Origin of the sequence: Klebsiella sp. C349492, from assembly GCF_042055345.1 — a bacterium.
Lineage (GTDB): Bacteria > Pseudomonadota > Gammaproteobacteria > Enterobacterales > Enterobacteriaceae > Klebsiella > Klebsiella scottii.
In genome coordinates this window covers 1227426-1250485 of the sequence record NZ_JANQCE010000001.1, presented here as the reverse complement: position 1 = coordinate 1250485, position 23060 = coordinate 1227426, and the positions used below count along the sequence as shown (strand labels likewise).

The following is a 23060-nucleotide window of genomic DNA, read 5'->3' as shown; positions in this document are numbered from 1 at the left end:
GCTAAATGAAGGCTAAATCAGCGGCGGGTCGAAAATCGTCGCGACGATGGCGGCGCAGCGGCTATTCTTAGGCAGGACGCAAACTTTAACTCACTGGTCGAACGTGCCACAATAAGCGCTACATTCGGCATATACTATTGTTGATTCAGGATATTAAGCGCCCATGAAGGGTAAATATAAAGCCGCTATCGCGCTGGTGTTAGCTCTCCTTTTGCTCCCGTTGGCGCTACTGTCTACGCTGACCCACTGGGTGCCGACGCTGGCCGGGATCTGGCTCCCGGCGGGGACCCGGATCTCGCTTACCGACAGCCCGCGCCTGACGCGCACCGCGCTGCGTATCCCCGATTTACGTTACATGGTTGGCGACTGCGAGCTGGCAAGAGTCACCAATGCCGAACTTTCCCACCCCAGCCGCTGGCGCCTGCATCTCGATGAACTGGATATCAACAGCGTCTGCCTGAGCAAGCTCCCGGAGAGTGAACCCGCGCCCGGCGCGCCGCGTACCCTGGCGGAATGGCAGTCCATGCTGCCCTATAGCTGGCTGACCATTGAGAACCTGCGCCTGTCGCCGTGGGAAAAATGGCAGGGGCGGCTGGTGATGTCGCTGACGCCGACGCAGCAGGATATCGGCTACAGCGGGCCTGAGGTCAGCGTGCAGGCCCGCCTGCGCGGTCAGGCGCTGACCGTCAGCGACTTCTCCGCGCGGCTGGTTGAAGGCCAGGCTCCGGTCAGGCTGGTCGGCGAGTTCCATATGCCGCTGGTGCCGGACGGTTTCCCGGTTGACGGCCATCTGCTGAGCACCTTTGAATTTCCGCAGGAGCCGGGGCTGGTTGACGCCGAGCTGGAGTGGCAGAAAAACCGTGGGCAGCTGCTGGTGACGCCGCGGGGTGAGGTGCAGCCGATGCTCGACCTGCCGTGGGAAATTACCCCCGAACGCATTGCGATTAGCGATGGTCGCTGGAGCACCGAATATGCCGGCTATCCGCTGAGCGGCCGCGTGGCGCTGGCGGTCGACGACTGGCAGCTGGGAACCGAGAATATGCAGGTCAGCGGGCGCCTGAACGTGCTGACCCAAGGGGAGGCCGGGAAGGGCAACGCGGTTCTGAACGTGGGCCCCGGCAAGCTGAGCATGGATAGCAGCGATATGCCGCTGCGGCTGACCGGCGAGGCGAAGCTCGGGGATCTTATCGTTTACGCCGCGCTGCCGGCCAGGCTGAGCGGCCCGCTTACCGCGCCGGAGCTGACTTTCCACCCCGGCGCGCTGCTGCGTTCGCGCGGGCGGGTGATTGACTCACTGAATATTGATGAAATACGCCTGCCGCTGGCGGGGGTACAGGTTACCCGGCAGGGCGTGGACGGCCGGCTGCAGGCTATTCTGCGCGCTCACGAGCAGGAGATGGGCGACTTCACGCTGCATCTTGACGGCAAGGCCGACAATTTTATGCCCGACCGCGGCCGCTGGCAGTGGCGCTACTGGGGCGACGGCCACTTCACGCCGATGCAGGCGCGTTGGGACGTGAAGGGCGCGGGAGAGTGGGTGGACAGCGCCATCGTCCTGAACAGCCTGTCCACCGGATTTGATAAGCTGCAGTACGGCACCATGCTGGTCAGCTCCCCTCGGCTGACCCTGGAACAGCCGATCCGCTGGCTGCGCGACGAACAGCATCCGAAGCTGACCGGCGCACTGTCGCTGGATGCCGGCAAAACCAGCTTTAGCAGCGGCAGCGAACTGCCGCCCTCGACGCTGAAATTTAGCCTCAACGGGCGCGACCCGACCTGGTTCCAGTTTAACGGTTCGCTGCACGCCGATAAAATCGGCCCCGTGCGGCTGGCCGGCCGCTGGGACGGCGAGCGTCTGCGCGGCCAGGCGTGGTGGCCGAAGCAGTCGCTGACCGTCTTCCAGCCGCTGCTGCCGCCGGAGTGGAAAATGAACCTGCGCGAAGGGTCGCTGTACGCCCAGGTGGCCTTCTCTGCCGCCGCCGATCAGGGCTTTGAGGCCGGCGGGCACGGGGTACTGAAAGGCGGTAGCGCCTGGATGCCGGATAATCAGATCAACGGCGTCGATTTCGTGCTGCCGTTTCGCTTCAGCCAGGGGACCTGGCAGCTCGGCACCCGGCGGCCGGTTTCGCTGCGCATCGGCGAGATAATCAACCAGGTGACGGCGCGTAATCTCTCCGCCGACCTGCAGGGATCATACCCCTGGAGCGAAAGCAACCCGCTACAGCTAAGTAACGTCAGCGTCGATATTCTCGGCGGCCAACTGACCATGCAGCAGCTGCGCATGCCGCAGCGCGATCCGGCGCTGCTGCGCCTGCGGCACATCTCCAGCAGCGAGCTGGTGAGCGCGGTGAATACCAAACAGTTCGCCATGTCCGGGGCCTTTAACGGCGCGCTGCCGCTGTGGCTGGATAATGACAAATGGATAATCAAGGACGGCTGGTTGAGCAACCCCGGCCCGATGACCCTGCGGCTCGACCAGGATATGGCCGATGCGATGGTTAAAGACAATATTTCGGCGGGCGCGGCGATTAACTGGCTGCGCTATATGGAGATCGCCCGCTCGTGGACGCGCATTAATCTCGATAATCTGGGCGTCCTGACGCTGCAGGCGACGATTAGCGGCACCAGCCGCGTCGGGGAGAGAAGTAATACGGTGCATCTCAACTACTCTCATGAAGAGAACATTTTTGACCTGTGGCGCAGCCTGCGCTTCGGCGACAACCTGCAGGCATGGCTTGAACAGAATGCGGCGCTTCCCGCTCAGCGCTGTAAGGATAAGCAACACTGTACGCCTGTTGGGACAGGCTCTAAGGAACAACGATGATAAAATTGCTAACGATGCTGCTGGCAACGACGATACTGCTGACGGGCTGTACGCCGCGGATTGAGATTGCGGCATCGAAGGAGCCGATCACCATCAATATGAATGTCAAAATTGAGCATGAGATTCATATTAAAGTGGATAAGGACGTTGAGGATCTGCTCAAGTCGCGTAGCGATCTATTCTGAGGTGGCGATGAGAAAACGACTGTTGACGACCGCCCTGGCGCTGGCGCTCTTTAGCACCTCGGCGATGGCCCTGACGCTCGGCGAGGCGCGGGAGCAGGGACGGGTTGGCGAAACGCTCAGCGGCTATCTTGCCCCGCTGCGCCAGGATCGGGAAACCCTGGATCTGGTGAAGCAGATCAACGCCGCGCGCAGCGAAGGCTATCAGCGGCTGGCGGATGATAACAACCTGCCGGTGGATGAGGTGGCGAAAATGGCCGGCCAGAAGCTGGTTACGCGGGCGCAGCCGGGTGAATACGTGCAGGGCCTGAACGGCAAATGGCTGCGTAAATAATCAGCGGCAGCGTTTGCGGTACTCTCCCGGCGAAACGCCGAAGCGCTGCTTAAAGGCGGTCGAGAAGTGGCTATGGTCGCTAAATCCCCAGCGATAGCCGATCCCCGCCAGCTTTTCATCATCGTGGGCGTTGCTCAGCGCCCGGGCGCAAAGATCCAGACGCCGGTTCTTAATATACTGGGCCACCACCAGCCCCTTATCGGCGAACAGCCGGTAGAGGCTGCGCACCGACATCCCCGTTTCGCTGGCCAGCCACTCCGGGCGCAGATGCTCCGCCTGAATCGACTCATCAATCAAAGCCATAATTTTCTGAAACTGCTTCTCCCGACGCGACGGCTGCCCATCGTGATGGTGCAGCATCGGGCGCAGCAGGCAGACGATGGCCTCCAGCGCGGCCTCGCTCTCGCTCTGCGAAAGCGCCGGGCTGCTCATGCTTTCGTGCAGCAGGCGCTGGCTTAGCTGCACCATCGGCAGGGATTTCTCCAGCCGGGTGACGACGCGGATTTCGATCCCGCGCAGCTGCTGCTCCAGCAGCTGGCGGGGCAGCAGCAGCGACGCCTGGCGCGATGTTTGCTGCCAGAAGATTGAACAGGGGCGGGAGGCATCGATCAGCGTGATATCGCCCGCTTCCAGCACCACCTGACGATCGTCCTGCTCAATGGCCGCCTGGCCGGAGAGCTGGAACACGGTATAAAACCAGGCATCGTTATCGCGCTTGATTTCGTTGCGGGTGCGGTAGAGATTGACGCCGCGCGCGGTGACGGTGCTGACCTTGAGATTGCCGGCATAGCTGGCATCTATCTCCCCGTGAAAGTCGCTGTCGAGGGGACGCGCGGCAAAATGTCCGCAGACCTGATTGATTTTCGCCAACCAGTGCTGGTAGTCCTGTCCGTTATCTGCCGCCGCCATAGCTCGTCTCTTGTAATAATAATGTTTTCGCATTGTTGCATTTACGCTGCGCCAAACAAGAGCGAAGCGCGGAGTATATGAAAGAACTATTACCTGAGGCACATTTTTGCCCGCGCAATATGCCTAATTGCGGCGGCTGTCACAGCGGCAAAAACGAATGTCACAGAGAAAAAAGCGTGCAGCCTGAGCGCGTCGTAGACTGAATTCACGATCCGTGAGGAATAAGGAAGCGATATGTCCACAGCACAGGTAGCGCTGCTTGCCAGCGTACAGCAGTTTTTAGACCGGCAGCATGGCGTGTATATCGACGGCAGCCAGCAGGCGGCGCAGAGCGATAAGCGGCTGACCGTCTGGAACCCGGCGACCGGAGAGGCCATCGCCAGCACGGCGGATGCCGGCGCCGCGGACGTTGACCGCGCCGTGATGTCGGCGTGGCGCGCGTTTGTCTCCCGCAGCTGGGCCGGACGCACCCCGGCCGATCGTGAACGTATTTTGCTGCGCTTTGCCGACCTGGTGGAGCAGCACGGCGAGGAGCTGGCGCAGCTGGAGACGCTGGAACAGGGCAAATCGATTAACATCTCCCGCGCCTTTGAAGTCGGCTGCACGCTGAACTGGATGCGCTATACCGCCGGGCTGACCACCAAGATCAGCGGCCGCACGCTGGACGTGTCGATTCCGTTCCCGCAGGGCGCGCGCTACCAGGCGTGGACCCGCAAGGAGCCGGTCGGGGTGGTGGCGGGGATCGTGCCGTGGAACTTCCCGCTGATGATCGGCATGTGGAAGGTGATGCCGGCGCTGGCGGCAGGCTGCTCCATCGTGATTAAGCCCTCGGAAACGACGCCGTTGACCCTGCTGCGCGTGGCAGAGCTGGCGAGCGAAGCCGGCGTGCCGGACGGCGTATTTAACGTGGTTACCGGCAGCGGGGCGGAGTGCGGCGCGGCGTTAACCTCGCATCCGCAGGTGGCAAAGGTGAGCTTTACCGGTTCGACGGCGACCGGCAAGCAGATTGCCCGCGTGGCCGCCGACCGGCTGACCCGCGTCACGCTTGAGCTGGGCGGTAAAAACCCGGCCATTGTCCTGAAAGACGCCAATCCGGAGTGGGTGATTGAAGGGCTGATGACCGGCAGCTTCCTCAATCAGGGGCAGGTGTGCGCCGCCAGCTCGCGGATCTATATCGAAGCGCCGCTGTTCGATACCCTGGTGAGCGGCTTTGAGCAGGCGGTGAAGTCGCTACAGGTCGGTCCGGGAATGCTGGAGTCAACCCACATTAACCCGGTGGTCTCCCGGGCGCACTGCGACAAAGTCGCCGCCTATCTCGATCAGGCGCGGCAGCAGAACGCCGAGCTGATTACCGGCAGCCGCGGGCCGGACGGCAAGGGCTACTACATTGCGCCGACGCTGGTGATTAACCCCGATGCCGGGCTGCGGCTCAGCAGAGAGGAGGTCTTTGGTCCGGTGGTGAACCTGGTGCGCGTCGCCGATGGCGAAGAGGCGCTGCGTCTCGCCAACGACAGCGACTTTGGCCTGACGGCCAGCGTCTGGACCGGCGATTTGAGCCAGGCGCTGAGCTACACCGAGCGCCTGCAGGCGGGCACGGTATGGGTCAACAGCCATACGCTTATCGACGCCAACCTGCCGTTTGGCGGAATGAAGCAGTCCGGCACCGGGCGCGACTTCGGCCCGGACTGGCTGGATGACTGGTGTGAAACGAAATCGGTCTGCGTGCGCTATTAGCCGCTGAGCCCGGCGCCTGCAATCCGGCTACCGGCGCGGATTACAGGCGCGGTATCGCCCTAACGCCCATCTTTGCTCTCCGGCAATAGTGGCAATCACCGCTAATACCGTGAATAAAAGCAATAAAGAGCGTCGGCGCTTTTTTTCACTTTTTTATACCAGAAAATTATATTTTCCTCATATCCGGCGCAGGTTTTAAATATAACCTCCAGCTTTTGCGGCTGGCTTAATGAATTTATTTTGCATAAATCGTTCACCACGACGGCCGGTGAGTTGCTGTCCTCATGATGATCCCCGTAATAACGTTGACTTGATTGACGTGCCAGCCAAATGCTCCGTCGGCGCCTGCTGCTAAACAATCCGGGAGTCGCCGGGCGTTTTTTATTGTTCTCCTGAATCGATTACAGTCTGCTATTTTTAATTTGTTCCCCCCCTTCTAACACGGCCTGTCGATGAGGTTCATATGAACTTACTGGTCTTTTGTGACGGTACCTGGAATACGCCCCAGCAGCTTGATGATGGCAAACCCGCGCCGACGAACGTGGTCAAACTGCGCAACGCCGTGGCGGAAAATAGCGGCCAGCGCGTTTATTATCATCCCGGCGTTGGCACCGACGGCGGCATGGTCGATCGTTATATTGGCGGCGGCATAGGCGACGGTCTGGATAAAAATATTATTAGCGCCTATTACTGGCTGGCCACCAACTATCGACCCGGCGATAAAATATGGTTATTTGGCTTTAGCCGCGGGGCTTATACGGTAAGAAGCCTTGGAGGAATGATTTCACGCTGCGGTTTATTAAATGCCGGCGGAGCCGGAACCGGCGACGACAAAGTCTGGGAGGACATCAACGATCTGTTCAGCCTTTACCGCCAGCCGGCGGCCAGCGCGTCGGCGGTGATTGCCAGCGTCGGGCGGCCCTTCTATGAGGTCGCCACGGGAAATCCCACCAAAGAGAGCGTGCCGATCTATTTTATTGGCGTCTGGGAAACGGTGGGCTCGCTGGGGATCCCTGACGATCTGGCCTTAGCCAACCTGCTGGACGACCCGAAAAAGTATGCGTTCCACGATACCTCCTTAAGCCCGATCGTCAAAAACGCCCGCCACGCGCTGGCGCTGGACGAGCAGCGGCAAAGCTTTATCCCGACGCTGTGGGATAACGTGGCGGCAAACCCGCGGGTGAAGCAGCGCTGGTTCGTCGGCGTGCACTCGGACGTTGGCGGCGGCTACGCGCAGTGCGGACTATCGGATATCCCTCTGCAGTGGATGATGTCCGAAGCGCGCGATCTCGGCCTTGAGCTGCACCCTGATATCGCTACCCAGCTCAGGCCCGACGCTCAGGGCCTGCTGCACGATTCGGTGACCGGGGTGTTTAAGCTGCTGCACACCTGCCCGCGCGGGGTGCCGCAGATTGTGGCAGGCAGCGCCGATATTGATGACAGCGTTGTGCGGCGTCAAAGCCAGCCTTCGCTGCTCCACGGAAGCTACCGGCGCCTCAGGGCGCTGACGTCCGGGCATCCGGTGACGCTTGACGTCTTTGCCCGTGAACGCTGGAACGAAACCGGAGTTTGGCTGGAGGCGGGCGTAGAGTACCGGTTTAGCGCTTCGGGAAAATGGATGGACAGCTCGATTCCCTGCGATGCCGACGGCACCGACGACGGGAAGTTTTATCCCGGCGAGGCGGCGCAGATCCTGGCTTCCGTAACCGATAAGCTGGAGATGCTGTGGAAAGGGGCGACCAAAAATCAGGACGTCGATTTTTGGCTGAGCAGACGCGTTGGCACGGCGCCGTGGTTCGCGTTAATTGGCGTGGTCGCCAATAGCGCCGCCGCCGCGCCTGCCGTTCCTCAGCAGCTGCATCAGATCTTTGTCATTGGCAGCGAATGTCGCTTTACGCCGGCCAAAAGCGGCTATTTATACGCCTGGGCCAACGACGCCTGGCAGATGTACGATAACAACCGCGGCAGCGTCTCCCTGACCATCAGCCGTTAAACCGGCCCCAGGCCGTGAATAATCGTTTTCTGCGGACCGGGACTTGCTGAAGGCGGTGATTTGTCGCTACTGTTTGTTTTCTCTTCTCGCCGTCAGGGCGGGAAATACCCATCAGGAGGCGATAGTCATGTCGAAGCAACCTGCAGTTGCGCTTATTGGCCCCGGCGCCATCGGTACCACCATCGCGGCTGCGCTGCATGAGGTCGGGCGTACGCCGGTGGTTTGCGGGCGTACCGCTCATCAGCAGCTATCGCTGCGTTTCGACGGCGGACAGATTAGCGTGCCCGGACCGGTGCTGACCGATCCTGCGGCTATTGCTCGCCCGTTCGATCTGGTTTTCGTGGCGGTGAAGGCGACGCAGATTGACGGTATTGCCGCATGGCTGACGGCGCTGTGCGATAAAAATACGCTGGTATGCGTGCTGCAAAACGGCGTTGAACAGCAGGAGCAGTTTGCCGCCAGGGTTGCGGGCGCCGCGGTGCTGCCTGCCGTGGTGTGGTTTCCGGCGCTGCGGGAAGAAGCTGCCTCCGTCTGGCTGCGCGCGGCCCCGGGGCTGACGCTACCCGACACCGCGCAGGCTCGGCTGGTGCAGGACGCGCTGCGCGGGACCCGCTGCTCTGTGGATCTGGCCGCTGATTTCACTACCGTTGCGTGGCGCAAGCTGCTGCAGAACGCCGTCGCCGGCCTGATGGTGCTGGCGGGGCGTCGCGCCGGCATGTTTGCCCGGGAGGATATTACCGGCGTGGCCTTAGCCTATCTGCGCGAATGCCTGAGCGTTGCGCGCGCCGAGGGCGCAATATTAAGCGATAGCGTGCCGCAGGAGATCGTTGAGGTCTTTCACCGCGCGCCGGCCGATCTGAGTACCTCCATCCTGATCGACCGCGAGGCCGGGCTGCCGCTGGAGTGGGATATCCGCAACGGCGTGGTGCAGCGACGCGGGCGCCAGCACGGCATCCCGACGCCGCTGAGCGATCTTATCGTACCGCTGCTGGCCGCCGCCAGCGACGGGCCGGGCTGAGGGACACAATGACCGCAGGAATTCGAGGCGCAGACTCTGCTATTATCCTGCTTTTATTGTGCCGTGCGGAATATGCTCAACCACGCCATCTGCTACCATCGTTACGGGCCGCCTGAGCGCGTGCTGACCCTGCAAACGCAGCCTCTGCCGGCGCTGGCGGCGGGGAAAGTACGCGTGCAAATGCGCTATGCGCCGCTTAATCCTTCCGATCTCATCCCCGTCACCGGCGCCTACCGCCACCGCACGACGCTTCCCGCCGTTGCCGGCTATGAAGGGGTGGGCGTGGTGGTCGCAGCATCGCCGGACTCGGGCGCTGCGCCCGGCCAGCGCGTGCTGCCGCTGCGCGGCGAAGGAACCTGGCAGAGCTATCTGGATATCGCCGGGGAGTGGCTGGTGCCGGTGCCGGACGGGATTGACGACAGGCTCGCCGCGCGGGGCTATATCAATCCCCTGACCGCGCTGCTGATGCTCAGACGCTGGCCGGTGGCGGGGAAGAATATCGTGCTGACCGCCGCCGCCTCATCCTGCGCCAGCCTGCTGGGCCAGTGGGCGCTGCGGATGGGCGCGCGTTCGGTGTGCGGGGTGATTCGTTCCGCGCAGCATCGCGCCGGGCTGGAGCGGCAGGGGGTTTATCCGCTGATGACGACGGATCGCGGCATGCTCGGTCAGGTGCTCCAGCAGACCGATCTGCTGTTTGATGCGGTGGGCGGCGAGTCCTCCAGCGAGATGCTGGCTATGCTGCCGGCATCTTCGACGCTGATCTCCTACGGCCTGCTTTCCGGCGCGCCGCTGACGCAATCGCGCGACGGCGCGCGGGTGAGTAAATTTCATCTGCGCGAGGCGCTGCCGGCGTCAGGCGTCGATGAGTGGCGGGCGGCGTTTAGCGACATCTGGCGGCTGTTGCCTCAGACCATCATGCCCGCGGCGCAGGTGCTGCCTTTTCAGCGCTGGCAGGAAGCCATCGTCGCCAGCCGCCGGCAGGGAAGAGAGAGCAAAATCCTGCTCGATTTCAGTTAGCCCCGGGAGGCTCTCTCCGGGTTGCCGTAGATATAGATAACGCCGCCGGAGTCCTCTCCGGCGGCGCTGCGGTTACTTCTTCTTCTCGCCGAGAGTCGGGGTTTCGTCGAAGAAGTTCCACGGCTTCAGCAGCGCGTGGGCCCATTCGGTAGGCATAATCGGCCACTCTTCGGCACGCGCCACGTGGGTGGTGCCGGTGGTTATCCAGACCACGTCATCATGGTTGTCCAGCGACTCGTTATCTTTCGCGTACTGACCAAGGCCGGTATCGTGAATCGAACGGTTAGGATACTTGCCTTCCGGGTAGCGCTCTTCCTGATGATAGCGGGTGACCCACAGCTGCTTATCCATAAAGCTCAGACGATGATAAATCCACTCATCGGGGGCAAACTTGGCGCCGGTCGCCACCGGATGCGTCCCACCGGCGTAAGGGATTATCTGGTACGACACCGGGTTGCCCATCCGGTTTTCTTTCGTGGTGTTGCTCAGCAGGCGGATCGTGCCCGGATCAAATTTCTGCGCCGCTTTCTGTTCCGTATCGATGGCGTACTGGTTAATCTGCATGGTGCTGGTCCGCGGGCCGCCGGCGGTATTCGGCTTCACTTCCGGGTCCATCGCCACCAGGCTGTTATTCTCGCCGTCGACGTCGAGATCCAGGCGGAAGTTGTAGATATGCTGATGGGTGGTGCCGACGATATTATGGTCGATCAGCGTCCCGTAGCGGGTATCCTCCTTGGCGCTCGGATCGTGCATGGTCTTCGCCAGTACGCCCTTCACGGCTTCAATCCCGGTGGCTCCCGCATCGATGCCGATGGTGCCGTTCTCGTGGAATACCCAGTCAAAAATGTAGTCATAGTTGCCGACGGTGCTGATCCAACGAACCACCAGCTCGCGGCGCTCGGTGCTGACGTTGGGCTGACCCATCTCCTGATGCTTATATTCAGGCCCGGCATAGCGTTCGAAGATCGCCACGGCGCGTGGGATGGTGGTTGGCGCGCCGGTATAGTCGGCGATGGTTTCATCCAGCAGCACCGAGTTGGCCGGGGCGTCTTTGCCGCGCACGATAGGCGAGGTCAGGGTGCCCATACCGTAATCACCGGAGTCGAGATAGGCCTTAAAGTACCAGCCCACGTCCGGATCGCCGTACGGGACAATCATCCCGCCGAGGGAGCCTTCGTACATCACCTGGCGCTTTTTACCGTTGTCGTTATAGGTCACGGTGGACAAGATCGGCCCGACGCGCGAGTTCAGCCGCAGGTGGAAATCCCAGTTCTGCCAGTGGATCATATCGCCGGTGATGGTGTAGTTTTTGCCCTCCGGCTCGGTGATATCCAGCGGCTTGACCGCCGGCTTCACGCGGTCGCGGCCGTCGTAAGGGCGGGACTCCATCGGCACCGGGATCACCGGACCTTCCTCAATCTTGATGATTTTCTTCTGCTCAAGGTCGACCACCGCCACCAGGTTCTCAATCGGGTGCGCCCAGTAGTTGCCGTCGCCGGTATCCAGATAGCTCACCACCTTCAGCAGCCGCGCGTCCTGTTTCAGGCCATCTTTGCCGTCAAAGTAGCCGACGGTCAGCGGAGTGGTAATCACCTTTTTGGTGTCGGTGATGCCGTGCTTTTTCAGCACCGCGGCAAACTCATCGCTGGCGTTGATGATGTTTTGCACGCTGGCGAAGTCGTCGAGCAGCACCATGCCGTGGGCGTCTTTAATCGCTTTCCACGAGAGGATTTTCTTGTTCTGTAAATCGACCACGCTCTCGATAACGTGCTTACCGTCGAGCATCACCACGTCGGCGGTGCGCGGGGCGTCCACGGCGGTGCCGTTCAGGGCGAAAGCCCACACCGCCGCTTTATCCGGCTCGTGCAGGGAGATTTCGGTGAAGCGCGTATTCGGCTTGAACTCCGGCGCCGCTTTGACGATGGTGACCGCTTTGCTGATTTCCGCCGAGGTTAAGGAGTTGAGCGGGTGGGGGCGTTTTTCAACCTGGAAGGTTTGATCGAGGCCGGACTGGAACACGTCGTTGATAAAGGTCTCGGAAACCCACGCTTTCCCCTCTTTCATCACTACCGGAACCTGCAGGTTAAGCGGCTTGCCGTTGACGATGGCCGTTTTGGCGCCGGGTTTCACTTTGACATAGGCGCCGTCTTTGATCAGCGTAAACATTTGGGCATAGTCGTCCCACTGCACGTCGGCGCCAAACTCCTGCAGCGTCTTGTCCATCGGAACCATATGCGCTTCGCTACCGTGCGCCAGTACCGGCGTCTGCCAGGCGCAAAACAGGGCGACCGCCAGGGCCAAAGCCGTTTTACGCGGGGAAAGAATCGAGCCGTTTGCCATTGTGACCTCGTCTTATTGTTGTGTTGTGCCTTGCCGCTGCGAAAGTCGGCTTCAGTAGCACTAAGCTATCAGCGCCGGGCCATCAGGCGTTTGTTTGCTCTTGCCAGGTTGTTTGTCAGATTTGCCAGTTATGCCCCGGGCAGGGCGTAGCGGCCATGTTCCGGGGCGATGGAGCGGTTGATTTGCCGTCAGGCCGGGAAATCGCCGTGCTGGCGGGCAACGAGGGTCAGAATGGAGTAGAGCGCCACCGGCTGCTGGTGCTGGTTAAAAATCTCAACCGCCCACTCGACGACGCCGGTGGCTTGCTCTTCCGCCGTACGCTGGCGCTTGACCGTTTTGCGCTTGCAGGTCAGGCGCACCTGGATGGTGTCTCCCGGCTTCACCGGCTCGATAAAGCGCAGGTTTTCCATGCCGTAGTTGGCGATAACCGGCCCGACGCCGGCGTCGACGAACAGCCCGGCGGCCGCGGAGATCAGGAAATAACCGTGCACCACGCGCTCGCCGAAAATCGACTCGGCGGCGGCGATTTTATCCATGTGGGCGTAGAAGTGGTCGCCGCTCAGGCAGGCAAAATTGACGATATCCGCCTCAGTAAGCGTGCGGCGCGGAGTCAGCAGGCTATCGCCGGGCTGGATCTCTTCGAAATATTTGCGGAACGGATGGATGCGGTCCTCAGCCACCTGCGCGCCGCGAACCCATTGTCTGGAGATGGCGGTCAGCATGGTCGGGCTGCCTTGAATCGCTGTGCGCTGCATATAGTGTTTCACCGATCTGAGACCGCCGAGCTCCTCGCCGCCCCCCGCGCGGCCCGGACCGCCGTGAACCAGCTGCGGCAGCGGGGAGCCGTGGCCGGTGGACTCGGTCGACGACTCTTCGTTGAGCACCTGAATACGTCCGTGCGAGCGGGCGGCGGCGAGAATAAATTCTCGCGCCAGCTCGCCGCTGGCGGTGACCAGCGTCGCCACCAGGCTACCTTCGCCCGCCCGGGCGAGGGCCAGGGCGTGCTCGCGGTTTTGGTACGGCATCAGGGTCGCCACCGGGCCGAAGGCTTCGATGGCGTGCACCGCCGGCGTTTCATCCGGCTGCGGGCAGAACAGCAGCGTCGGCGGGAAAAAGGCCCCGGCGGCGCTGAGGTCCGCCCGGCCGCCGAGGCGGATCTCGCAGCCGGCCGCAATCAGCGTATTGACGTTCTCCTGCACGTCCCGGCGCTGATCGCTATTCACCAGCGCGCCCATTTTGACCCCTTCCTGCGCCGGGTCGCCAACCACCACCTTCTGCAGGCGGGCGATCAGCGCCTCGCTCACCGCGCTGACCTGCGCCTGCGGCACGATAATCCGGCGGATAGCGGTACATTTCTGTCCGGCTTTAGCGGTCATTTCGCGCACCACTTCGCGAATAAACAGCGCGAACTCCGGCTGCTCCGGGGTGACGTCATCCCCCAGCACGCAGCAGTTCAGCGAGTCGGCCTCCATGGTGAAGGGGATGGATTTCGTCACCAGGTTCGGGTGCACGCGCAGCTGCTGGCCGGTGGCGGCGGAGCCGGTGAAGGTCACCACGTCCTGGCTATCGAGACGCTCGAGCAGATCCCCCGCGCCGCCGCAAATCAGGCTGAGGGCGCCTTCCGGCACCAGGCCGCTGTCAACGATGGACTTCACCATCGCCTGGGTCAGCTGAGCGGTGGCGGTGGCCGGCTTGACGATCGCCGGCATCCCGGCCAGCCAGGTTGGCGCCAGCTTCTCCAGCATCCCCCAGCAGGGGAAGTTAAAGGCGTTGATATGCACCGCTACGCCGGACTTCGAGGTCAGCACGTGGCGGGCGGCGAAGCCTCCCTGTTTTGATAGCGGAATCAGCTCATCTTCCGGCCACAGGTTATCGTCCGGCAGCTCCCGGCTGCCCAGCCCGGCGTAGGTAAACAGCGTGCCGATGCCGCCTTCGATATCGACCCAGCTGTCGGCGCGGGTCGCCCCGGTTTGCGCCGAAATGGCGTAAAAATCGGCCTTATGATCCAGCAGGTGTTTGGCCACCGCCTTGAGCATCGCGCTGCGCTCAATAAAGGTCATAGCCTGCAGCGCTTTGCCGCCGCGCTCGATGGCAAAGCGGCGCGCCTGCGCCATATCCAGCCCTTCGCTGGTGACGCCCCACAGCGCCTCGCCGCTGATGGCGTGGTGAATAGTACGGGTGCGGCCCCGGCCGGTCTGCCAGGCGCCGGATAAGTAGCTGGCTAACTGCTGCATCGCGAATCTCCAGATGTGTTACGTGAAATATCTATAAATAGTTATTTTATGAATCATTAAATGCAAGCCTATATTTAATAATTTATTAACATTGTGATCGATGATGCCGTAAGGGTGGGCTGTATGTTGCTGTATTTACGCTGGTTACGGAATGTTTTGCGGCGATCGTCACAAAAAGAACAAACAAAATTTGTGGTTTTATTTAACCAGAGTGTAACTTTTATAAAACAAAGTGATTCATAAAAACTGATTTATTGAATTTACAGGAATCATAAAGGTGATGACGTGACAGAACAACAACGCTTTGACCAGCGCATCGCGCAGGATACGGCCATCGAACCGCAGGACTGGATGCCTGACGCCTATCGCCAGACGCTGATCCGCCAGATTGGCCAGCACGCGCACTCCGAAATCGTCGGCATGCTGCCGGAAGGGAACTGGATCACCCGCGCGCCGACCCTGCGCCGCAAGGCGATCCTGCTGGCAAAAGTGCAGGATGAGGCCGGCCACGGCCTCTATTTATACAGCGCGGCGGAAACCCTCGGCTGCGCCCGGGAAGATCTCTATCAGAAGATGCTCGACGGGCGGATGAAGTACTCCTCCATTTTTAACTACCCCACGCTGAGCTGGGCGGATATCGGCGTGATCGGCTGGCTGGTGGACGGCGCCGCCATCGTCAACCAGGTCGCCCTGTGCCGCACCTCCTACGGCCCCTACGCCAGGGCGATGGTCAAAATCTGCAAAGAGGAGAGCTTCCATCAGCGCCAGGGATTTGAAGCCTGCATGGTGCTGGCCCAGGGCAGCTATGAGCAGCGGCAGATGCTGCAGGACGCGATCGACCGCTTCTGGTGGCCGGCGCTGATGATGTTTGGCCCCAGCGATGACAGCTCGCCCAACAGCGCGCGCAGCATGGCGTGGAAGATCAAGCTGCACTCCAACGACGAGCTGCGCCAGCGCTTTATCGACAACACCGTGCCGCAGGTGGCGATCCTCGGCATGCGGGTACCGGACCCCGATTTGCAGTTTGACGAAGCCACCGGACGCTACCGCTCTGGCGAAATCGACTGGCAGGAGCTTCACGAGGTGATCAGCGGCCGCGGGATTTGCAACCACGAACGGCTGGCCGCCAGGCGTAAAGCCTGGGAAGAGGGGGCATGGGTGCGGGAAGCCGCGCTGGCCCATGCGCAAAAACAACACTCCCGCGACGCGGCGTAAGGAGAAGCATGATGAGCAACGTTTACTGGCCGTTATATGAAGTTTTTGTCCGCAGCAAACAGGGACTCTCGCATCGCCACGTGGGGAGCCTGCACGCCGCCGACGACCAGATGGCGCTGGAAAACGCCCGCGACGTCTATACCCGGCGCAGCGAAGGCTGCTCGCTGTGGGTGGTGAAGGCCAGCGAAATTATCGCTTCGCAGCCGGAAGATCGCGGCGAATTCTTTGACCCGGCGGAGAGCAAAATCTACCGCCATCCCACCTTCTACAGCGTGCCGGACGGCATGGAACATATGTGAGGCAGCGATGAATAACCTGAATCCCGTTGCAACCTATGCCCTGCGTCTGGGCGATAACGGCCTGGTGCTGGCCCAGCGCCTGGGGGCGTGGTGCGGCCACGCGCCGGAGCTGGAGATCGACCTGGCGCTGGCCAATATCGGCCTCGACCTGCTCGGCCAGGCGCGTAACTTTCTCAGCTACGCGGCGGAGCTGGCGGGGAGCGGGGACGAAGACACCCTGGCCTTTGGCCGCGACGAGCGTCAGTTTCACAACCTGCTGCTGGTGGAGCAGCCGAACGGCAGCTTCGCCGACACCATCGCCCGTCAGCTCTTTATTGACGCCTGGCACGTAGAGCTATTCACCCGCCTGGTGGAGAGCCGCGATGCGCAGCTTGCCGCCATCGCCGCCAAAGGGCTGAAGGAGGTGCGCTATCACCTGCGCTTCAGCCGCGGCTGGCTCGAACGGCTGGGCAACGGCACGCCGCTCTCGGCGCAAAAAATGCAGCAGGCGGTTGAGGGCCTGTGGCGCTTTACCGGCGAACTGTTTATGGCCGACGCGCTGGAGCTGTGCCTGGTCGAGCAGGGGATTGCCGTCGACCCGCGCGAGCTTCAGGGGCCGTGGCAGAGCGCGGTGCATACCGCGCTGCTGGAGTCGGGTCTGCGGATCCCGCAGGAAGCGGCGTTTCGCAGCGGCGGCAAGCAGGGTTTGCACAGCGAACACCTCGGGTCGATGCTCGCGGAGATGCAGTATCTGCAGCGCGCCTATCCCGGCCAGCAGTGGTAGCGGGAGGCGGCTATGCAACGACTGACCGCGATCGCGCCCGCCGACGTTCACGCTATCTGGACTCTGCTCAGCGCGATCCCCGACCCGGAAGTGCCGGTGCTGACCATTACCGACCTCGGAATGGTGCGCAGCGTGGCGCCGCGCGGCGAGGGCTGGGTGATTGGCTTTACTCCGACCTACTCGGGCTGCCCGGCAACGGAGCATCTGCTGGGCGAGATCCGCGCGGCGATGGCCCGCCACGGCTACGCGCCGGTGCATATCGTCCTGCAGCTTGACCCGCCGTGGACCACCGACTGGATGAATCAGGCGGCCCGCGAGCGCCTGCGCCAGTACGGGATCAGCCCGCCGCAGGGGCACGCCTGCCATGCCGGTATGCCGCAGGAGGTGGTTTGCCCGCGCTGCGGCAGCCTCCACACCTCGCTGATTAGCGAATTCGGTTCTACGGCCTGCAAGGCGCTCTACCGCTGCGACAGCTGCCGTGAACCCTTTGATTACTTTAAATGTATTTGAGGTTGCCATGACGACGTTTCATTCGCTTACCGTCGCGAAAGTGGAGCCGGAAACCCGCGATGCGGTGACCATTACCTTTGCGATCCCCGACGCGCTGCAGGCGGAGTACGCCTTCCGTCCCGGCCAGCACTTGACCGTGAAAGCCCGCCTCGGCGGGGAAGAGTTGCGGCGCTGCTACTCCATTTGCCGCAGCCGCTCCCCGGCCGAAATCAGCGTGGCGGTGAAGGCCATCGACGGCGGCCGCTTCTCCCGCTATGCGCAGCACGATATCCACCAGGGTATGGCCCTGGAGGTGATGGTGCCGCAGGGCCATTTTGGCTACCAGCCGCAGGCCGAACGCCGCGGCGAATACCTGGCGATTGCCGCCGGTTCCGGCATTACGCCGATGATGGCGATTATCGGCGCCACGCTCGCCACCGAAACGCAGAGCCGCTTCACCCTGATTTACGGCAACCGCAGCAGCCACAGCATGATGTTTCGCCAGGCGCTGGCGGACCTGAAAGATCGCTACCCGCAGCGGCTGCAGGTGGTGCACCTGTTTAGCCAGGAGTCAATGGACAGCGACCTGCTGCAGGGGCGCATCGACGGCGCTAAGCTGCGTGCGCTCTCCGGCCGGCTGCTGGACTTCAGCCGCTTCGACGAGGCCTTTATCTGCGGCCCGGCGCTGATGATGGATGAAGCGGAAGCCGCGCTGGGGGAGCTCGGGATGGCGGCGCACAGCATTCATCTTGAACGCTTTAATACCCCGGGCAGCAGCGTTAAGCGCGCGACCGGCGTGCAGGCCGGGGGCCGAACCGTCACCATTCGCCAGGACGGCCGCGATCGGCTGGTGGCCCTCAGCGCGGAAGATGACAGCATTCTCGACGCGGCGCTGCGCCAGGGGGCGGATCTGCCGTTCGCCTGCAAAGGCGGCGTCTGCGCTACCTGCAAATGCAAGGTGCTGCGCGGGGAAGTGGCGATGGCGGCAAACTACAGCCTCGAAGCGGACGAGCTGGCGGCCGGCTACGTGCTCAGCTGCCAGGCGCTGCCGACCAGCGGCGACGTGGTGGTGGATTTTGACGCCCGGGGGATGGCATGAGCGAACTGCTGATTACCCGCCACGGGCGGGTGCTGCACCTGACTCTCAACCGCCCGCAGGCGCGCAATGCGCTCAATAATGCGCTGCTGACCCGGCTTGCCGAGGCGCTGGAAGCCGCGGCGGCCGACCCGGACATTAGCGTCTGCATGATTAGCGGCGGCCAGCGCGTGTTTGCCGCCGGCGCCGACCTTAACGAAATGGCGGAAAAAGATCTTCCGGCCACGTTCGATGATCTTCGCCCCCGCCTGTGGGCGCGAATTGACGCCTTCAGCAAGCCGCTGATTGCCGCCGTGAACGGCTACGCCCTCGGCGCGGGCTGCGAGCTGGCGCTGCTCTGCGACCTGGTGGTCGCGGGGGATAACGCCCGCTTCGGGGTGCCGGAAATCACCCTCGGCATAATGCCCGGCGCGGGCGGCACCCAGCGGCTGATCCGCTGCGTCGGCAAGGCGCTGGCCAGCCGCATGGTGCTGAGCGGCGAAACGATCGACGCCCGGCGGGCGCAGCAGGCCGGTCTGGTGAGCGATATCTATCCGCCGGCGTTAAGCGATGAGTATGCCCTCAAGCTGGCAGCGACCATTGCCCGCCACTCGCCGCTGGCGCTGCGGGCGGCGAAGCAGGCGCTGCGCCAGGCGCAGGAGGTGGGGCTGCAGGCCGGTCTCCAGCAGGAGCGTCAGCTGTTTACGCTGCTCAGCGCGACGGAAGATCGTCGCGAAGGCATCGACGCCTTTTTACAAAAACGTACCCCGCAATTTAAAGGACGCTAATCGTGGAAGCTTTTATTCTCAGCACCGTAGAACAGGGCGTGATGACGATTACCCTTAACCGTCCGGATCGCCTGAACAGCTTTAATGACGTGATGCATCAGCAGCTCGCCGAGTGCCTGACCCAGGCCGAGCGCGACGACAGCGTGCGCTGCCTGCTGATTACCGGCGCCGGGCGCGGCTTTTGCGCTGGCCAGGATCTAAACGACCGCAACGTTGACCCCAGCGGCCCGGCGCCGGATCTGGGGCTGTCGGTGGAGCGCTTCTATAACCCGCTGGTGCGCCGCCTGGCGGCGCTGCCGAAGCCGGTGATTGCGGCGGTTAACGGCGTGGCGGCCGGGGCCGGGGCAACTCTGGCGCTGGGCTGCGACCTGGTGCTCGCCGCGCGATCCGCCAGCTTCGTAATGGCCTTCAGCAAGCTTGGGCTGGTGCCCGACTGCGGCGGCAGCTGGTTTCTGCCGCGGATCGCCGGACGCGCCAGGGCGATGGGGCTGGCGCTGCTGGGCGAGAAGCTCAGCGCCGAACAGGCCGCCCAGTGGGGGATGATCTGGCAGCTGGTGGAAGACGCCGAGCTGGCGGACACCAGCCGTCAGCTGGCCCGTCATCTGGCGACGCAGCCGACCTTCGGCCTCGGCCTGATTAAGCAAGCCCTGCTGGCTGCGGAAACCAACGGCCTTGATGCCCAGCTTGATTTGGAACGCGACTACCAGCGCCTGGCCGGACGCAGCGCCGACTACCGCGAAGGCGTGAGCGCTTTCCTCGCCAAACGTCCACCACTGTTCAGCGGGAAATAGCTTATGAGCACAACACTGCATACCGTCGCCGTGATCGGCGGCGGCACCATGGGGTCAGGAATCGCGGAGGTCGCCGCCGGCGCCGGACATCAGGTGCTGCTCTACGATATCGCCGGCGATGCGCTAACCCGCGCGGTGGACGGTATTCGCCAGCGGCTGGCCTCGCGCGTCGCGCGCGGCAGGCTGACGGCAGAGCAGGCCGAGGCGCTGCTGGCCCGCATCGTGCCGACGACGGAGCTGGCCGCGCTGGCGCCGGCGCAGCTGGTGATTGAAGCGGCTTCCGAACGTCCTGAGATCAAAAAAGCGCTGTTCAGCCAGCTGGCGGAGATCTGCTCGCCCTCCGCGCTGCTCACCAGCAACACCTCCTCGATTTCGATTACCGCGATTGCCGCCGGGGTGAAGCACCCGGAGCGCGTGGCCGGCCTGCACTTTTTTAATCCGGCGCCGGTGATGAAGCTGGTGGAAGTGGTCAGCGGCCTGGCCACCTCGCCGGAGGTGGTCGAACAGCTGTGCCGGTGCGTTAGCGCGTGGGGCAAGCAGCCGGTGCGCTGCCGCTCAACGCCGGGGTTTATCGTCAATCGCGTGGCGCGCCCGTTCTACGCCGAAGCCTGGCGGGCGCTGGAGGAGCAGGTGGCTCCCGCGCAGGTCATTGACGCCGCCCTGCGCGACGGCGGCGGTTTTCCGATGGGGCCGCTGGCGCTGACCGACTTGATCGGCCAGGACGTCAACTTCGCGGTGACCTGTTCGGTATTTAACGCCTTCTGGCAGGATCGGCGCTTCCTTCCCTCGCTGCTGCAGCAGGAGCTGGCGCTGGCCGGACGGCTGGGCAAAAAGAGCGGGCAGGGCGTATACCGCTGGCCGCTGGACGCCGAGGCGGATCTGAGCCTCAGCGCGGTGGCCGAATCGGCAGGCGCGCGGAAGGTGACGCGTAAAAGTGACAATGTCACCGAACTTGACGAGCTGCTGTTGATGGAGACCGAAGGCCAAACCGCCGAGGCCCTGAGCGCGCAGCACGGCCGTCCGGTGGCGGTCTATGACCACAGCGCCGGGGAGACGGTGGTGCTGGCGAGCGCGGAGTCTAACCCACAGTCGGCCACCGATAAAGCGGTGCGCTATTTTCAGCAGCAGGGCAAAAAAGTGCTGCAGGTTGCCGACTATCCGGGGCTGCTGGTGTGGCGCACGGTGGCGATGCTGGTGAATGAAGCGCTGGATGCGGTGCAGAAAGGCGTGGCCGATCCGGCGGATATCGATACCGCGATGCGCCTGGGGGTGAACTACCCGCACGGCCCGCTGGCGTGGGGCGCCCGGCTGGGCTGGAACCGCATACTGCGCCTGCTGGAAAACCTCCAGCAGCACTACGGCGAGGAGCGCTATCGCCCCTGTTCGCTACTGCGCCAGAAGGCGCTGCTGGAGATGCGCAATGAACGATAAGGCCTGGCGCAACGCGCGCGCAATGTATGAACACGACACCTGCGCCCAAACGCTGGGGATCGACATTATCGAGATGGACGAGGGCTACGCGCAGATGACCATGACCGTCGCGCCGAACATGCTTAACGGCCATCAAACCTGCCACGGCGGGCAACTCTTTTCCCTCGCCGACACCGCCTTTGCCTACGCCTGCAACAGCCAGGGGCTGGCGGCGGTCGCCTCGGCGGCAAGCATCGATTTTCTGCGTCCGGCCTTCGCCGGCGACCGGCTGGTCGCCACCGCGCGGGTCAGGCAGCAGGGCAAACTGACCGGCGTCTACGACATCGAAATCGTTAACCAACAACAGAAAATTGTCGCCCTGTTTCGCGGTAAATCGCACCGCATCGGCGGCACAATCACAGGAGAAGTCTGATGCGTGACGCCTTTATTTGTGACGGAATTCGTACGCCGATCGGCCGCTACGGCGGGGCGCTCGCCAGCGTGCGGGCCGATGATTTAGCCGCTGTTCCGCTGCGCGAGCTGCTGAGCCGCAATCCGCGCCTCGATCCCGGCTGCATTGACGACGTGATTTTCGGCTGCGCCAACCAGGCCGGAGAAGATAACCGCAACGTGGCGCATATGGCGACGCTGCTGGCGGGCTATCCGCCGAGCGTCTCCGGCACCACCATCAACCGCCTGTGCGGCTCCGGGCTGGACGCGATCGGCTTTGCCGCCCGCGCCATTAAGGCCGGGGATGCCGACCTGATGATTGCCGGCGGCGTGGAGTCGATGTCGCGGGCGCCGTTTGTGATGGGTAAGGCCAGCGCGCCGTACCAGCGTCAGGCGGAGCTGTTTGATACCACTATCGGCTGGCGTTTTGTGAACCCGCTCATGCAGCAGCAATTCGGCACTGACAGCATGCCGGAAACGGCGGAGAATGTAGCCGAGTTGTTAAATATTAGCCGCGCAGATCAGGACGCGTTCGCCCTGCGCAGCCAGCGGCTGACGGCGAAAGCCCAGCGTGACGGCATCCTGGCGCAGGAGATCGTCCCGGTACAGATTATTGGCAGGAAGGGGGCGGTCAGCGTCGTTCGCGACGATGAGCATCCGCGGGCGGAGACCACCCTGGAGCAGCTTTCTCAGCTAAAAACCCCGTTCCGCAAGGGCGGCGTGGTCACCGCCGGCAACGCCTCCGGGGTCAACGACGGCGCCGCGGCGCTGATTATCGCCAGCGAACAGCAGGTCCTGGCCCAGGGGCTGACGCCGCGGGCGCGCATTGTGGCGATGGCGACCGCCGGGGTTGAACCACGGCTGATGGGGCTCGGGCCGGTACCCGCCGTGCGTAAGGTGCTGGAGCGCGCGGGGCTGAATATCAACGATATGGACGTTATTGAACTGAACGAAGCCTTCGCCGCCCAGGCGCTGGGCGTGCTCAGACAGCTGGGGGTGGCGGATGATGCCGCGCACGTTAACCCCAACGGCGGCGCCATCGCTTTAGGCCATCCGCTGGGAATGAGCGGCGCCCGGCTGGCGCTGAGCGCGAGCCTGGAGCTGCAGCGACGCGGCGGGCGCTACGCCCTGTGTACGATGTGTATTGGCGTGGGTCAGGGCATTGCCATGATCCTCGAGCGAGTGTGAGCTAATT

20 protein-coding genes are annotated in these 23060 nt (G+C 62.8%); 17 read left to right on the top strand and 3 right to left on the bottom strand.

Annotated features, from left to right (window positions below):
- Positions 1-163: 163 nt before the first annotated feature.
- Genes NWP14_RS05860 through NWP14_RS05850 form a run of 3 tightly spaced genes read left to right on the top strand, consistent with a single transcriptional unit; the run spans position 164 to position 3340 of the window.
- Positions 164-2824 (top strand): YdbH family protein, encoded by a 2661-nt coding sequence (locus NWP14_RS05860; protein WP_375214970.1) that lies wholly within the window; start codon positions 164-166, stop codon positions 2822-2824.
- A gap of 14 nt (positions 2825-2838) precedes the next feature.
- Positions 2839-3009, top strand: a complete 171-nt coding sequence (locus NWP14_RS05855) for a YnbE family lipoprotein (protein WP_370461201.1) — start codon at positions 2839-2841, stop codon at positions 3007-3009.
- Positions 3010-3016: 7 nt separating this feature from the next.
- Positions 3017-3340, top strand: a complete 324-nt coding sequence (locus NWP14_RS05850) for a YdbL family protein (RefSeq protein WP_331835360.1) — start codon at positions 3017-3019, stop codon at positions 3338-3340.
- Here NWP14_RS05850 and feaR read toward each other — a convergent pair whose 3' ends face one another.
- A complete protein-coding gene (feaR, locus tag NWP14_RS05845; protein ID WP_375214969.1) occupies positions 3341-4249 on the bottom strand; it encodes a transcriptional regulator FeaR in 909 nt (302 codons plus the stop codon).
- Positions 4250-4483: 234 nt separating this feature from the next.
- Between feaR and NWP14_RS05840 the strand changes: the two genes are divergently transcribed.
- From NWP14_RS05840 to NWP14_RS05825, 4 genes are all read left to right on the top strand, one after another.
- Positions 4484-5983 carry an aldehyde dehydrogenase family protein gene (locus NWP14_RS05840; protein WP_331835359.1) on the top strand — a complete coding sequence of 500 codons (1500 nt, stop codon included), beginning with the start codon at positions 4484-4486 and terminating at the stop codon, positions 5981-5983.
- Between the two features lie 463 nt (positions 5984-6446).
- Positions 6447-7976, top strand: a complete 1530-nt coding sequence (locus NWP14_RS05835) for a DUF2235 domain-containing protein (protein WP_375214968.1) — start codon at positions 6447-6449, stop codon at positions 7974-7976.
- Positions 7977-8103: 127 nt separating this feature from the next.
- The gene (locus NWP14_RS05830) at positions 8104-8994 is read left to right on the top strand and encodes an oxidoreductase (RefSeq protein ID WP_331835357.1); all 891 of its coding nucleotides are present in this window, start codon (positions 8104-8106) and stop codon (positions 8992-8994) included.
- Positions 8995-9066: 72 nt separating this feature from the next.
- Complete coding sequence (locus NWP14_RS05825; RefSeq protein WP_375214967.1) at positions 9067-10011, top strand: zinc-dependent alcohol dehydrogenase family protein; 945 nt, start codon at positions 9067-9069, stop codon at positions 10009-10011.
- Positions 10012-10083: 72 nt separating this feature from the next.
- Here the strand turns inward: NWP14_RS05825 and tynA are convergent, their stop codons facing one another.
- The gene (tynA, locus tag NWP14_RS05820; protein WP_375214966.1) at positions 10084-12351 is read right to left on the bottom strand and encodes a primary-amine oxidase; all 2268 of its coding nucleotides are present in this window, start codon (positions 12349-12351) and stop codon (positions 10084-10086) included.
- A gap of 188 nt (positions 12352-12539) precedes the next feature.
- Positions 12540-14585 carry a phenylacetic acid degradation bifunctional protein PaaZ gene (gene paaZ / locus NWP14_RS05815; protein ID WP_375214965.1) on the bottom strand — a complete coding sequence of 682 codons (2046 nt, stop codon included), beginning with the start codon at positions 14583-14585 and terminating at the stop codon, positions 12540-12542.
- Positions 14586-14870: 285 nt separating this feature from the next.
- Between paaZ and paaA the strand changes: the two genes are divergently transcribed.
- Genes paaA through pcaF form a run of 10 tightly spaced genes read left to right on the top strand, consistent with a single transcriptional unit; the run spans position 14871 to position 23053 of the window.
- The gene (gene paaA / locus NWP14_RS05810; protein ID WP_375214964.1) at positions 14871-15800 is read left to right on the top strand and encodes a 1,2-phenylacetyl-CoA epoxidase subunit PaaA; all 930 of its coding nucleotides are present in this window, start codon (positions 14871-14873) and stop codon (positions 15798-15800) included.
- Between the two features lie 11 nt (positions 15801-15811).
- The gene (gene paaB / locus NWP14_RS05805; protein ID WP_095097268.1) at positions 15812-16099 is read left to right on the top strand and encodes a 1,2-phenylacetyl-CoA epoxidase subunit PaaB; all 288 of its coding nucleotides are present in this window, start codon (positions 15812-15814) and stop codon (positions 16097-16099) included.
- A 7-nt stretch (positions 16100-16106) separates the two neighbouring features.
- A complete protein-coding gene (gene paaC, locus NWP14_RS05800; protein ID WP_375214963.1) occupies positions 16107-16862 on the top strand; it encodes a 1,2-phenylacetyl-CoA epoxidase subunit PaaC in 756 nt (251 codons plus the stop codon).
- A gap of 12 nt (positions 16863-16874) precedes the next feature.
- Positions 16875-17372 carry a 1,2-phenylacetyl-CoA epoxidase subunit PaaD gene (paaD, locus tag NWP14_RS05795; protein WP_331835350.1) on the top strand — a complete coding sequence of 166 codons (498 nt, stop codon included), beginning with the start codon at positions 16875-16877 and terminating at the stop codon, positions 17370-17372.
- Positions 17373-17379: 7 nt separating this feature from the next.
- A complete protein-coding gene (paaE, locus tag NWP14_RS05790) occupies positions 17380-18450 on the top strand; it encodes a 1,2-phenylacetyl-CoA epoxidase subunit PaaE (protein ID WP_375214962.1) in 1071 nt (356 codons plus the stop codon).
- Positions 18447-19214, top strand: a complete 768-nt coding sequence (gene paaF, locus NWP14_RS05785) for a 2,3-dehydroadipyl-CoA hydratase PaaF (protein ID WP_375214961.1) — start codon at positions 18447-18449, stop codon at positions 19212-19214. The genes paaE and paaF overlap by 4 nt, the downstream gene beginning before the upstream one ends.
- A gap of 2 nt (positions 19215-19216) precedes the next feature.
- Positions 19217-20005 (top strand): 2-(1,2-epoxy-1,2-dihydrophenyl)acetyl-CoA isomerase PaaG, encoded by a 789-nt coding sequence (gene paaG / locus NWP14_RS05780; protein ID WP_375214960.1) that lies wholly within the window; start codon positions 19217-19219, stop codon positions 20003-20005.
- A gap of 3 nt (positions 20006-20008) precedes the next feature.
- Positions 20009-21436 carry a 3-hydroxyacyl-CoA dehydrogenase PaaH gene (gene paaH / locus NWP14_RS05775; RefSeq protein WP_375214959.1) on the top strand — a complete coding sequence of 476 codons (1428 nt, stop codon included), beginning with the start codon at positions 20009-20011 and terminating at the stop codon, positions 21434-21436.
- Positions 21426-21848 (top strand): hydroxyphenylacetyl-CoA thioesterase PaaI, encoded by a 423-nt coding sequence (gene paaI, locus NWP14_RS05770; RefSeq protein WP_346431598.1) that lies wholly within the window; start codon positions 21426-21428, stop codon positions 21846-21848. The genes paaH and paaI overlap by 11 nt, the downstream gene beginning before the upstream one ends.
- The gene (gene pcaF / locus NWP14_RS05765) at positions 21848-23053 is read left to right on the top strand and encodes a 3-oxoadipyl-CoA thiolase (RefSeq protein ID WP_375214958.1); all 1206 of its coding nucleotides are present in this window, start codon (positions 21848-21850) and stop codon (positions 23051-23053) included. The genes paaI and pcaF overlap by 1 nt, the downstream gene beginning before the upstream one ends.
- The last annotated feature ends 7 nt before the right edge of the window (positions 23054-23060 follow it).